The sequence below is a fragment of the uncultured Oscillibacter sp. genome, assembly GCF_910579365.1.
Lineage (GTDB): Bacteria > Bacillota > Clostridia > Oscillospirales > Oscillospiraceae > Oscillibacter.
Window position 1 is genome coordinate 1 of the sequence record NZ_CAJTUX010000072.1, and the last position, 12,790, is coordinate 12,790.

A 12,790-nucleotide genomic window follows, 5' to 3' on the forward strand; every position below is an offset into this window, starting at 1 on the left:
TGGTGGCCGCCAAGGAGGTGGAGGAGTCCATCTGCCGGGTGGCCCAGATGGGCCGCGCCGCCGGAATGCACCTGGTCATCGCCACCCAGCGGCCCTCCGCCGACGTAATCACCGGCCTCATGAAGGCCAACATCCCCAGCCGCATCGCCTTTGCCGTGGCCTCCTCCATGGAGTCCCGGATCATTCTGGACAACGGCGGCGCGGAGAAGCTGGTGGGCCGGGGCGACATGCTCTACGCCCCTCTGGGAGCCGGGAAGCCCACCCGGGTCCAGGGCTGCTTCATCACCCCGGAGGAAATCGACCGGGTGGTGTCCTTCGTCAAGCAGACTGGCGAGGCCCAGTACGACGACGACGTCATCGCCAAGATTGAGGAATCCGTCCAGGAAAAGGGCGGCAAGGGCGCCAAGCCCGCCGCCGAGCCGGAGGAGCAGGAGAGCGACGAGCTGCTCCCCGCCGCCGTGGAGGTCATTCTGGAGACGGGACAGGCCTCCACCTCCATGCTCCAGCGGCGTTTGAAGCTGGGCTACTCCCGGGCCGCCCGGCTGGTGGACCAGCTGGAGGAGCGGGGCTATGTGGGGCCCTTCGAGGGGTCCAAGCCCCGGCAGCTGCTGATTACCAAGGAGAAGTGGCAGGAGATCAAGATGGGCGGCGGAGACCCGCCGGAGCCGCCGCCGGAAACCGCAGAATAAGCCATACGCGCCTGGGAGGGCCGTTTCCTCCCAGGCGCGTTTTTGTCTAATTCAGCGTATCCGCCGCCTCCGCAAAGAGCTCTTCCATCCGCTCCGCCGTGGCGGGGCAGCTTTTCAGCTCCGGGTCCCGGGCCAGAAGGGCCTCCGCCGCCCCCTGCGCCTCCCGCAGAAGCTGCGTATCACAGCCGATGTCCGCCACCCGCAGACCCGGCAGTCCATGCTGCCGCTGGCCGAAGAAATCCCCCGGCCCCCGGAGGCGCAGGTCCTCCTCGGCAATTTGAAAGCCGTCGCAGGTTCTGGTCATGACCTTCAGCCGCTGCCGGGTCTCCTCATTCCGGTTGTCGGAAATCAGCACGCAGTAAGACTGCCAGCTTCCCCGGCCCACCCGGCCCCGGAGCTGGTGGAGCTGGCTGAGGCCAAAGCGCTCCGCGTTCTCCACCACCATGACGGCGGCGTTGGGCACGTCCACCCCCACCTCTATGACGGTGGTGGACACCAGAATATCCGTCTCCCGGGCGGCGAAGGCGCTCATGACGGCTTCCTTCTCCCAGGGCTTCATCTTCCCGTGGACAGCGGCGATCCGCAAATCCGGAAAGACCTCCCGCTCCAGCTGCGCGGCATACTCCGTCACGGCCTTCCGGTCGTCCCCGGCCTCCTCGCTCTCGGAAACCTGGGGGCAGACAATGTAGACCTGCCGTCCCTCTTCCACCAGCTTTCGAAGGAACTTGTAGATGCGGGGATGGTAGCTGCTGCTCACCAGAGAGGTCTGGACAGGCCGCCGCCCCGGGGGCAGCTGGTCGATGACGGAGACGTCCAGGTCCCCGTACAGGATCAGCGCCAGCGTCCGGGGAATGGGAGTGGCGGACATGACCAGGGTATGGGGGTGGTCCCCCTTCCCCGCCAGCGCCGCTCGCTGGCCCACGCCGAAGCGGTGCTGTTCGTCCGTCACCACCAAACCCAGCCCGGCGTACTCCACGCCGCCGGCAATCAAGGCGTGGGTCCCCACGGTGAAGTCAATCTCCCCCGCCGCCAGCTTCGCCGCAAGGATTCGCTTCTCCTTCGCCGGGGTGGCCCCGGTGAGCAGGGCGCACCGGACGCCCAGGGCCTCCATCAGGGGGGAGAGGCCCTCGTAGTGCTGCCGGGCCAGGATTTCCGTGGGGGCCATCAGGGCGGCCTGGCGGCCGTTCTTCGCGCAGAAGTACACACAGGCGGCGGCCACCATGGTCTTGCCGCTGCCCACGTCCCCCTGGCAGAGGCGGTTCATAGGCCTGCCGGAGACCATATCCCCCAGAGCCTCGTCCACACAGCGCCGCTGGGCCTCCGTCAGGGCGAAGGGCAGGGCGCGGTAAAATTTCTCCATATCCACGGGGCGAAAGGGCTCCACCTCCGCCGTCTCCCGCCGCTGCCGCAGCCGCCGGAGACCCAGGGTGAACAGAAACAGCTCCTCAAAGGCCAGACGCCGCCGGGCCAGGTCCAGGGCCTCGGCGCTCTCGGGGAAATGGATGTTCTCATAGGCGTACCCGATGCGGCAGAGCTGATGCTCCCGCCGGATTTCGTCCGGCAGCGCGTCGGGCAGGATGTCCGCGCAGGCGTCCAGCCCCTGGCGGACGGACCGGGAGAGAACCAGCTGGCTCACCCCGGCGGTGAGGGGATAGACGGGGACGATGCGGCCCGTGGCCTCCCGCCGGCCCTCCGGCTCCACAATGGGGGCGGCCATCCGGGGGCGGCGGGGGGTTCCCTCCACCCTGCCGCAGAAGATATAGGTCTCCCCCTCCCGGAGGCTGTTTTTCAGCCAGGACTGATTGAAGAAGGTCACGTCCAGCACGCCGGTCTCGTCCACCGCCCGGACCTTCACCAGGTCCATGCCCCTGCGGATGTGGGAGACCGCCGGCGGCGCGGCCACCATGGCGGCCACGCAGGCGCTCTCGCCGGGGACCAGCTCCGCGATGCGGCGGGTCTCGGTGCGGTCCTCGTAGCGCCTGGGAAACCAGCCGATCAGGTCCCGCAGGGTGTGAATGCCCAGCTTCCCCAGGGCCTTGGCCCGCTGCTCGCCGATGCCCTTGATATACCGCACGTCCGTCTTCAGGTCCGCCATGGGGGCTCCTCCTCTCCCGCGCAGGGTTCTTCCCCCTGATTATAATCCGTCCCCAGGGGAAAAACAAGGGACTTTGGGGCGCGCCCCAAAGTCCCCCCCCCCCGCGGCCCTCAGGCCAGCTTGGTGTTGATGTATTCGATGAAGCGGAACTTCAGGCCGTTCTCCTCCATCAGCTCCCCGGCGGACTCCACCTCCCAGTTGGGCAGTTTATCCAGATTGGGGAAAAAAGTGTCCGACTCCTGTACCCGGGTCTCCACCCGGGTAAGGTACACCCGGGCGCACCGGGAGAGCAAGGCGGCGTATATGCTGCCGCCGCCGATGATCCAAAGGTTTTCCGCCTCCGTCCCGCCGGCCAGGGTCAGGGCCTTTTCCGGGGAGGAGGCAGCCTCCACGCCCTCGGGCAGGGAATCGGACTGGCGGGTGATGACGATGTTCCGCCGGTCGGGCAGGGGTTTGCCCTCCGGGAAGGAGTTCAGGGTCAAATGGCCCATGATGACGGTGCCCCCCGTGGTCAGGGTACGGAAGCGCCGCATGTCCGTGGGAAGGGAGAAGAGCAATCCGCCGTTACGGCCGATGGCCCAGCGCTGATCCGCGACAACAATAGCATTCATATTCGTTCACCTCATACAGCAACGGGAATTTTATCCGCAAAGGGCGCGGGCGCGTAATTCTCCACGTGGAAGCTGTCCACGGTGAAGCTGTAAAAATCCGTGACGCCGGGGTCCACCGCCAGCCGGGCCGCCGGACCGGGGGTCCGCTCCAGCAGCTTTTCCACCAGGGGCACATGCCGGTCGTAAATGTGGGCGTCGGCGATGACGTGGATCAGCTCGCCGGGAACCAGGCCGGAGACCTGGGCAAACATGTGAACCAGCACGGCGTACTGCGCCACGTTCCAATTGTTGGCCGTCAGCATATCCTGACTGCGCTGGTTCAAGACGGCGTTCAGCACCTGGCCGGAGACGTTGAAGGTCATGGAGTAGGCACAGGGGTAGAGGTTCATCTCATGGAGGTCCTGAAAGTTGTAGATGTTGGTCAGAATGCGGCGGGAGGCGGGGTTGTGCCGCAGATCATGGAGCACCCGGTCCACCTGGTCCATCTCCCCCTCGGGGTAGCGGTGCTTTACCCCCAGCTGATAACCGTAGGCCTTGCCGATGGACCCGCTCTCATCCGCCCACTGGTCCCAGATATGGGCGTCCAGGTCCCGGATGTTGTTGGACTTCTTCTGCCAGATCCACAAAAGCTCCTTCACCGCCGTCTTCCAATAGGTCCGGCGGAGGGTAAGCAGGGGAAATTCCTCTCGGAGATCATAGCGGTTCACAATGCCGAATTTCTTCACCGTGTGGGCGGGACTTCCGTCCTCCCACCGGGGACGGACCTCCCGGTCCGTATCCCAGACGCCGGAGGTCAAAATCTCCCGGCAGTTTTCGATAAACAGCTGGTCAGCACGGCTCATAGCGGCAGCCTCCTGTTCCCGTCCGCGCGTTGGAATGTTTCTGCCCTTACTATAGCAAATTTCCGGGAACTCGTGTGCCCAAATTTTTCAGAATCCGGAGCCGCGTTTTTGCCGCATCCTCCAAAGATCAAAAAATTCTTTTCCAAGGTTTGTTGGATATTTGGGTTGTGAATTCGCAAAAAGTGCGCTAAGATGAGGGCGCAAGTACCGCCGGGAGGGGGGGAGATTGCTGTGCCCATCTATGGAAGCGCGGGAAAGCGGGGATATTTGAACGAGGATTTCCGCCTCTTCCACCTGAAGGACAGCCGGGCCCAGAAGCTGGACTATCACTACCACGAATTCGACAAGCTCATCCTGTTTCTCAACGGCAAGGTGGCCTACCTGGTGGAGGGCGTCACCTATTTTCTCCAGCCCTGGGACATTCTGCTGGTCCAGCACAACCTGATTCACCGCCCCATCATCGACCCGGCGCAGCCCTATGAGCGCATCGTCATCTGGCTGGGCCGGGACTGGCTGGCCGCCCGAAGCGACCCGGGCGAGCCGCTGGACGCCTGCTTTGACGCCGCCCGCCGCCGGGGCTTTCACCTTCTGCGGGCCCCCGGCGAGCGGAGGCTTCAATACATGGGGACCATTCAGCGGCTGGAGGAGGCCCTGCACTCCACCGAGTTCGGCGCCGCCCGGTTGGCGGACACCCTCTGCCAGCAGCTTCTGATTGGCGTGAACCGGGACATCCTCCGGGACCGCACCGCCCAGGAGGAGCGGGACAGCTACCGGGCGGACCCTAAGATCGAGGAGATTCTGCGCCACATCGCCGCCAATCTGGACGGGGATTTGACCGTGGACACGCTGGCGCGGCGCTTTTACCTCAGCCGGTACTATCTGATGCACCGCTTCAAGGCCGTCACCGGCTACACCATTCATCAGTATATCAGCCACAAGCGGCTGCTTCGGGCGGGGGAGCTGATCCGGGCCGGAACGCCGGTGATGAAGGCGGCGGAACAGGTGGGCTTTTCGGAGTATTCCACCTTCCTCCGGGCCTTCCGGAATACCTTCCACATGAACCCGAGAGAATTTCGATAACGCACAGCTTACAAGGGGGAGCCATGGAACCCAAACCGATACAAATTGATTTTTCAAACCAGGACCTGCGGCGGCTCATTGTCCCTCTGGTCATCGAACAGCTGCTGGCCATCACCGTGGGACTGCTGGACTCGGTGATGGTCTCCCAGGTGGGGGAGGCCGCCATCTCCGCCGTGTCCCTGGTGGACACGGTGAACGTGCTGCTGGTAAACGCTTTTTCCGCCCTGGCCACCGGCGGCGCGGCCATCGCCGGGCAGTACCTGGGCCGCGGGGAGCGGGATAAGGCCGGACACTCCGGCGAACAGCTGCTGCTGTTCATGGCGGAGGCCGCTTTGGTCATCATGGTGCTCTTCTACCTGGGGAAGGGCTTCGTGCTGAACGTGGTCTTCGGCCAGGTGGAGGCGGACGTGTCGGCCTACGCCAACACATACTATATGATCGTGGAGTCCTCCACGCCCTTCCTGGCCATTTACAGCGCCGGGGCAGCCCTGTTCCGGGTGATGGGCAACTCCAAAATCTCCATGTGGGTGTCCCTGGTGATGAATCTCATCAACGGCGCAGGCAACGCCCTTTTGATCTTCGGCCTCCGCATGGGCGTGGAGGGCGTGGCCATTCCCACCCTGGTCTCCCGGGCCTTTGCCGCCGGGGCCATGCTGGTTCTGCTCCGCCGGCCGGGGCTTCCCCTTCGGGTGGAGAAGCTCCGCCTCCGGCACGACCGCTATGTGGTGAAAAACATTCTCCGCTTCGGCGTCACCAACGGGCTGGAGAGCAGCATGTTCCAGCTGGGCAAAATTCTCCTGCTCTCCACGGTCTCCGTGCTGGGCACCGCCTCCGTGGCCGCCAACGCCATCGGCAACACCTTCGCCACCTTCCAATGCGTGGCGGGCAACGCCCTGGGCCTGGGCATTGTAACGGTGGTGTCCCAGTGCGTGGGGGCCGGGGACTATGAAAGGGCCCGGTTTTACACGAAAAAGCTCCTGAAGATGACCTATCTTTTCATGAGCCTCTCCATCCTCCTGGTCTACCTCTCCATGCCCCTGCTGCTCCGGCTGTACAACGTCTCGGCGGAGGCGGAGACCTACGCCCGGCAGATCGTCTGGCTCCATGGCTTCATGGGCATACTGATCTGGCCCCTGTCCTTCACCCTGCCCCAGGCCCTCCGGGCCGCCGGGGACACGAGATTCACCATGCTGGTCTCCTCCGTCTCCATGTGGACCATGCGGGTGGGCTTCGGCATTCTGCTGGGGCGGTTCCTGGGCTTCGGCGTGGTGGGCATCTGGATGGCCATGTTCACGGACTGGATTCTGCGCATCTCTTTCTTCGTCCCCCGGTTCCGCGGGCATAAGTGGGAGGAGATGGCTCTGTAAGGCAGTCTTCCGTTCGACGGTCCAGGCCGCGCATGCTATGCTGAAAACATAGGAGAGCATCCATTGGCAGTCAGGCTTTGCAGCCTGACTGCCCTTATTTTATATAGCAATCCTCAGAAATGCTGACAGCAGTTCGGCAGATATAGGCAGCACATCACCGCGTCTTCCTCCTTGACGGGCGTCAGCCCGCCTGCGTCGTCATCCTTGTGCTGTACCGCCTGGATCCGCCTCCTTTGCTGTCATTATTTTTGAGGATTGCTATAGGTTGGAAACATCATGCCGTATATTTGACTCATTGCGCCGCCCTTTCGGGGACGCCCGGCTCTCAGTACCCTCTCGTCCGGTCCACCAGACCCTGTAAGGGCCGCCCGGCTCCGTAGTTCCGAAGGTCCCGGCAGAACAGCTCCACGTTCCGGTCGCAGGTGTAGCCCAGGGTCATATTCCCCGAGACATGGGGCGTGAGGATGAGGTTCCGGGCCGTCCAGAGGGGATGGTCCGGCGGCAGGGGTTCCGGGTCCATCACGTCCAGAGCCGCCCCGCCCAGGGTTCCGGCGTTCAGGGCCTCGATCAGGGGCTCCTGCTCAATGGCGGTGCCCCGGCCCACGTTCACCACAAAAGCGCCCAGGGGCAAAAGGGCGATGCGCCGGCGGTCCAGGATATGGCGGGTCTCCGGCGTGCCGGGAAGGGCCATGATGAGATTTTCCGTCCGGGGCAGCACCTCGTCCAGAGCGGAGATGGGCAGCACCTCGTCATAGACCGGCTCCCGGGCCCCGCCGCTGCGGCTGAGGCCGGTGATCCGGGCGGTGCCCATGCCCCGCAGGCGCTCCGCCACATGGCATCCGATGTCCCCCAGGCCCAGGATGGTAAAGGAGTTGTCCCGAATGGAGCGGATAGGCAGCTGGTTGCTCCAGCTCCGCTTTTGGACAATCTCCCCGTATTCCGGCATCCGCCGGAGGAGCATCAGCAGCACCATCACCACATGCTCGGCAATGGTGACGCCATAGCAGTTGGAGTTGGTGAGCATGCAGTCCGGATTCGCGAAGACGGCGGGGTCCTTGCAGTAAGGGTCCACCCCAGCGTAAGAGCAGCAGTACCACTTCAGCGACGCCGGAGCCGCCCGGAGCAGGTCTATGGAGTGGGCGTAGAGCACCTCGCAATCCTGGAGACAGGTCCTGGCCTCCTCAAACCGGTCCAGGGTGAAAAAATGGGGGATGAAGCCCGCCTCCTCCGCCGCCTGGCGGATTTGGTCCCGGTGGGCCTCTGTCAGAAACTCCTGGTAGACGCAGAGATTTTTCATAGCGGATGGCCTCCTTAAGGTTGATGATGCAGCGCCGCCTCGGCGCAGCGCATGCCGTCGGCGGCGGCGGAGAGAATGCCCCCGGCATAGCCCGCCCCCTCGCCGCAGGGGTACAGGCCCCGAATTTGGGACTGGCAGTCCCCGTTCCGAAGAATCCGGACGGGAGAGGAGCTGCGGCTTTCCACAGCGGTGAGAACGGCGTCGGGGCTGTCATAGCCCCGGAGCTTCCGCCCCAGGATGGGCAGGGCCTCCTCCAGCGCCTCCGCCGCGAAGGGGGGCAGGCAGCGGTGCAGGTCCGTCCAGGTGACGCCGGGGCGATAACTGGGCAGGACCCTCCCCGGCCCCGCGGAGGGCCGGCGGGCCAGAAAGTCCTCCACCCGCTGGGCGGGGGCCCGGTATCCGCCGCCCCCCAGGGCGTAGGCCTCCTCCTCCAGTTGGCGCTGGAAGGCGATTCCCGCCAGGGGGGAGGCGTCCTGGCCGAAGTCCTCCGGTGTGACGCTCACCAGAATCGCGCCGTTGATGTTCTCCCGGTCTCTGGCATACTCGCTCATGCCGTTGGTCACCACCCGTCCGGTCTCCGACGCGGCGGCCACCACCTCCCCGCCGGGGCAGACGCAGAAGGAGAACACGCCCCGCCCGCCGGGAAGATGGCAGGAGAGCTTATAGGTGGAGGCCGGCAGGCCCGGGTGACCGGCGTAACGGCGGTACTGGACGGCGTCACAGTCCGCCTGGCGGTGCTCGATGCGCAGGCCCACAGCAAAGGGCTTGGCCTCCAGAGGGACGCCTCTGGCGTGAAGCATCGCGAAGGTGTCCCGGGCGGAGTGTCCGGGGCAGAGAATCAGCTGCGCGCAGGGAAGCCGTCGGGTTCCCTCCGGCCCGGCGGTCTCGATCTCCGTCAGAATCCCGTCTTGTATCTGGAGGTCCGTCAGCCGGGTCTCAAAACGGATATCCACCCCCAGGACCTCCAGCTCCCGGCGGAAATTCCGGAGGACGGTGTGAAGGTAGTCGGTGCCCACATGGGGCTTGGCGTCGGCGAGGATGTCCTCCGGCGCGCCGCAGGACACCAATTGTTCCAGGATAAAGCGGTGCCGGGGGTCCCGGGTCCCGGTGTTCAGCTTTCCGTCGGAGAAAGCCCCCGCGCCTCCCTCGCCGAACTGAACGTTGGACTCCGCATCCAGCTCGCCGGAGGACCAGAAGCGCTCCACGTCGGCCCGGCGCCTCTCCACCGGGCGGCCCCGCTCCAGCAGAATGGGCCGCTGGCCCGCCCTGGCCAGCACCAGCGCGGCGAAGAGTCCCGCCGGTCCCGCTCCAACCACCACCGGCGGCAGCGCCGCCGGCCTGGGAGGCGGGAGGCGGTAGACCGGCCCCGGCTCCAGGCGGCTGACCTTCCGCCCCCGGCAGCGCCGGAGCACAGCGGCCTCGCCGTCCAGCTCCACCGCCAGGGTGTAAACCAACGTCACATCCTCCCGGGCGTCGATGCTCCGGCGCAGAACCCGGAGGGAACGAATGTCCTCTTTTTTGACCCGCAGCAGCCCGGCGGCCTGCGCGGCCAGCTCCGCCGTCCCGCCGCCGGGAGCCAGGCGGACGCCTTCCAGTTTCAGCATGGGTTTCCCTCCTTTTTCAAATTTCATGTTTTAAAAAATTGCGATTTTCATTATAGCACAGTTTTCATCTCAAAGGAAAGAGGCCATTCCATTTTTGCGGCAGAAAGAGGCGGAAAAGAAATTTGGAAAAAAATTTGAAAACCCTCTTGACAAAAGAGCATTTTTTAGTATAATGATAGCTGTTCACCGGCAATACAGCGGGTTTGTGTAAAGGTAGCACAGCAGACTCTGACTCTGTATGTGAGGGTTCGAATCCTTCACCCGCTGCCAAACAAAAAACTGCCGAAATCATTGTAATCCAATGGTTTCGGCAGTTTTTTCTGCGCTTATAGAATGTTTTATACTGGTAAAAACGAGGCAAATTGTGGTATCTGGCGGTAGTTTTGCAGCTTGATGCAGTGCGCCCGGCCTTTGCCGCTTTCGTGCCGGTCCAGCCGCTTATGCCCCTGGAGGCTCATAGACCGGCGACAAAGCATATGCTTGTGGCGCCGTGCCTCGCCGCGCGCCCCAATGCTGACGGCTTCCCGCAACAAGTCCAGCATTTCAGGGGTCCCGGTTGTACTCGGCCAGGAAACGCTTTTGCGGAAGTATCCACACCTGACGAAAAGCAGCCGGGTTCCTTGCAGAAGCGAAGACAGTCAGGAGAGCGTTTCCTTCGAAGGCTTCACACACGGCGAACAAATGGCCTGCTCCGTGAATACGCTTCGGCTGTATGCCCCTTGACAGAAAGTTTTCCGCCCATCGGCACACGCTGATTTGATCAGTGCTTGCTGAAAACTTTTCTTTTATCCTCTGCGCAATTTCGTTTAGCATTGCCGGTTCCATTCCGGGGTACACGCCTACCCAGAAACTCTGGCTCATCACTTGATCTGTCACATCTAAATCTCCAAATACTCGATATTCCACATCTCTTTCCAACGCTTGGAAACAGGGGTGCCGGGTCAGGTTTCCCGCAAACAGGGGACGGGTCTGGATATTATGCTCCTCCAGATAGGATACCAACTCATTCCGGGATACGGGACTGTCTTCCTGCACAGTAATGAGGAACCCAAACCAACTTGGTCTTGTGTTCGGTTCACTTTCAGGCAACATCAGGTATCGTTCCAGCGGTGATAAACACATTCGCAGATAGGTCCAGTTTTCCTGGCGCTTAGAAACAAACGCGCTTAACTTTTTCAACTGCGCCGTGCCGATTGCCGCTTGCAAATCAGTGGCTTTCAGGTTAAAGCCCAGATGAGAATACACATACTTATGGTCATACCCCACCGGGAGCGTCCCAAACTGGCCGGTGAACCGATGGCCGCATTTATTATCCTCTCCGCCGGAACAAACACAGTCCCGGCCCCAATCCCGCAGGGAACGTATAATCTTATGGAGCAATGGGTTGCTGGTATAGATCGCGCCGCCCTCGCCCATGGTGATATGATGGGCCGGATAAAAACTGGATGTGCCGATATCCCCAATCGTTCCTGTCTTGCGCCAAACGCCGTCCAGGTAATATTCCGCTCCCAAAGCATCGCAGTTGTCTTCGATCAGCCATACCGATCCTTCCCGCTGCGTCAATCTTCTGCGTTTTTTGACACGCTGCGGCGGACGGACCTCCGGGGAGGTCCGCCCGCCTTTCATTCCGCCGCGATGGCCCGGATGTCCAGCAAATCCCGCATTACACGGTTCGCCGTCCCGGCTCCGGAGGGGGCATAGAGAACGCTTGTGACCCCTGCGTTTGCGGCGCAGTCCACATCCAGCGTCCGGTCCCCCACATAATAGACCCGGTCCCGCTCCAGGCCGTGGGCTTCCATCAGATAGAGCAGGGCGTCGGGGGCGGGCTTCCGGGGAAAGCCGTTGAGACTGGAGACCACCTCCCGAAAAAAGCGGTCCAGCCCCAGATGCTTCAGAACCGGAGCCGTGGTGCTGCCCCGGTGGGTGTAGACAAAGTGGACCGCGCCCAGGGCGGCGGCGGCCTCCAGAGCCTCCCGGGCGTGGGGCATGGCGGCGATCTCCGGATACCGTGCGCCGCTGATTTCGGAATAGCGGCGTTTGATGTCCGGAAAGGTCCGGCCGGTCTCTGCCGCCGCGCGCTGAATCACCTGGCTGACGGAGCCCTCTGTGGCCTGGCGGCGAATCTCGCCGGCGTCCATGGAGAGGCCCAGCTCCTCCAGCGTCTGGCAAAGACTGGAGACGATGACGCCGTAAGAGTCCAGCAGCGTGCCGTCCAGGTCCCAGATGAATGCTTTACCCGTCATACGCGGTTCCTCCCTGTGTTCAATGGATGTCCCGGCCATTATAACAGCTCCCGGAAGCGCTGTCCAGAGGAGGGAGCGAAAAAGCGCCGCCTGTTCTAAGGACGGCGCTGCGGTTCGTTTTGCTTTTTCTGGGGCCAGATCAGGCTGGCCCCGGAGAGGAGAAGGTACACGCCGAAGGGCTTGCGCAGCAGCTCCACATCCACGGCGTTGGAAATCCAGGCCCCGATCAGCGCGGCGAGGACAGCGATGGGCACGGCGGATTTCAGCGTGGGCTTGTCCAGATATCCGCCCCGGGCATGGCAGACCAGGGCGCTGGCGGCGGTTGGGAGGAAGAAGAGCAGGTTTACTCCCTGGGCCGTCCGCTGGTCCACCCCCAAAAACAGGGTCATCACCAGCAGCAAAAGGGTTCCGCCTCCCACGCCCCAGGCGGAGATCACGCTGGCCCCCAGGCCGCAGAGAAAGGGAATCAGCCAATCCGTCACAGCAGATATTTCACCCCCGCGTAAAAGAGAAAGACGGCAAAGAGCCACTTGAGAACCGTGGTGGAGACCCTGCCGTAAAGCTTTCCGCCCAGCCAGCCGCCGAGAAGTCCTCCGGCGAGGTAAGGAAGCGCCGTCCAAAGGGACACGCCTCCCCGCCAGACGTACACTGCCGCCGACACCAGACACACCGGGAAGATCACGCCCACGCAGGTGGCGTAGAGCTTCCTCTGGCTCAGCTCCCCCCAGCGGGAGAGAATGGGCAGGAACACCATGCCCCCGCCGCCGCCGAATAGTCCGTTCGCCAGCCCCGCCGCGCCTCCGGCGATTCGGGCCGCCCGGTTTTCCTTCATGCCGCCGCCTCCTTTCCTATGTACCTCCCCGGGAAGGGGAGGCAAGCCGGTTTATTTCAGCTTGAAGCTCTGGCAGTCGGTGCACTCCACCATGGTGGGGTTGGTCTCATGGGTGCCCACCTGAATGGTG

The 12,790-nt window shown here is 63.3% G+C and carries 12 protein-coding genes and 1 tRNA gene; 4 read left to right on the forward strand and 9 right to left on the reverse strand.

Annotation, left to right across the window (positions count from 1 at the left end; genetic code table 11):
- The coding region (locus QZ329_RS12940; RefSeq protein ID WP_295753280.1) for a DNA translocase FtsK at positions 1-689 on the forward strand (689 nt) is incomplete at its 5' end.
- Between the two features lie 46 nt (positions 690-735).
- Here the strand turns inward: QZ329_RS12940 and recG are convergent.
- The 3 genes from recG to thyA form a co-directional block, all read right to left on the reverse strand.
- Positions 736-2,784: an ATP-dependent DNA helicase RecG gene (gene recG, locus QZ329_RS12945; RefSeq protein WP_295753282.1), complete on the reverse strand. Its 2,049-nt coding sequence runs from the start codon at positions 2,782-2,784 to the stop codon at positions 736-738.
- Between the two features lie 110 nt (positions 2,785-2,894).
- Positions 2,895-3,395, reverse strand: coding sequence for a dihydrofolate reductase (locus tag QZ329_RS12950; RefSeq protein ID WP_295753284.1), 501 nt, complete (start codon positions 3,393-3,395; stop codon positions 2,895-2,897).
- Positions 3,396-3,406: 11 nt separating this feature from the next.
- On the reverse strand, positions 3,407-4,237 hold the full coding sequence (gene thyA, locus QZ329_RS12955) for a thymidylate synthase (RefSeq protein ID WP_295753286.1): 831 nt from the start codon (positions 4,235-4,237) through the stop codon (positions 3,407-3,409).
- A gap of 231 nt (positions 4,238-4,468) precedes the next feature.
- Here thyA and QZ329_RS12960 point away from each other — a divergent pair, with 231 nt between their 5' ends.
- The gene (locus QZ329_RS12960) at positions 4,469-5,317 is read left to right on the forward strand and encodes an AraC family transcriptional regulator (protein ID WP_295753289.1); all 849 of its coding nucleotides are present in this window, start codon (positions 4,469-4,471) and stop codon (positions 5,315-5,317) included.
- A 23-nt stretch (positions 5,318-5,340) separates the two neighbouring features.
- Positions 5,341-6,684, forward strand: coding sequence for an MATE family efflux transporter (locus tag QZ329_RS12965; protein ID WP_295753291.1), 1,344 nt, complete (start codon positions 5,341-5,343; stop codon positions 6,682-6,684).
- Positions 6,685-7,009: 325 nt separating this feature from the next.
- Here QZ329_RS12965 and QZ329_RS12970 read toward each other — a convergent pair whose 3' ends face one another.
- Both QZ329_RS12970 and QZ329_RS12975 read right to left on the reverse strand, forming a co-directional pair.
- Positions 7,010-7,981, reverse strand: coding sequence for a D-2-hydroxyacid dehydrogenase (locus QZ329_RS12970; RefSeq protein WP_295753293.1), 972 nt, complete (start codon positions 7,979-7,981; stop codon positions 7,010-7,012).
- Positions 7,982-7,995: 14 nt separating this feature from the next.
- Positions 7,996-9,585 carry an FAD-dependent protein gene (locus QZ329_RS12975; RefSeq protein WP_295753296.1) on the reverse strand — a complete coding sequence of 530 codons (1,590 nt, stop codon included), beginning with the start codon at positions 9,583-9,585 and terminating at the stop codon, positions 7,996-7,998.
- Positions 9,586-9,781: 196 nt separating this feature from the next.
- Here QZ329_RS12975 and QZ329_RS12980 point away from each other — a divergent pair.
- Positions 9,782-9,855, forward strand: a tRNA-Gln gene (locus QZ329_RS12980).
- 273 nt (positions 9,856-10,128) lie between these two features.
- Here QZ329_RS12980 and QZ329_RS12985 read toward each other — a convergent pair.
- The 4 genes from QZ329_RS12985 to QZ329_RS13000 all read right to left on the reverse strand — a co-directional run bounded on the left by QZ329_RS12985 (position 10,129) and on the right by QZ329_RS13000 (position 12,660).
- Positions 10,129-11,148, reverse strand: a complete 1,020-nt coding sequence (locus QZ329_RS12985) for a DegT/DnrJ/EryC1/StrS family aminotransferase (protein WP_365352091.1) — start codon at positions 11,146-11,148, stop codon at positions 10,129-10,131.
- A 59-nt stretch (positions 11,149-11,207) separates the two neighbouring features.
- Complete coding sequence (locus tag QZ329_RS12990) at positions 11,208-11,828, reverse strand: HAD-IA family hydrolase (RefSeq protein ID WP_295753298.1); 621 nt, start codon at positions 11,826-11,828, stop codon at positions 11,208-11,210.
- A gap of 95 nt (positions 11,829-11,923) precedes the next feature.
- Positions 11,924-12,310, reverse strand: coding sequence for a sulfite exporter TauE/SafE family protein (locus QZ329_RS12995; protein ID WP_295753300.1), 387 nt, complete (start codon positions 12,308-12,310; stop codon positions 11,924-11,926).
- Positions 12,307-12,660, reverse strand: a complete 354-nt coding sequence (locus tag QZ329_RS13000; protein WP_295753302.1) for a TSUP family transporter — start codon at positions 12,658-12,660, stop codon at positions 12,307-12,309. Before QZ329_RS13000 ends, QZ329_RS12995 begins: the two co-directional genes overlap by 4 nt.
- Positions 12,661-12,790 lie beyond the last annotated feature (130 nt).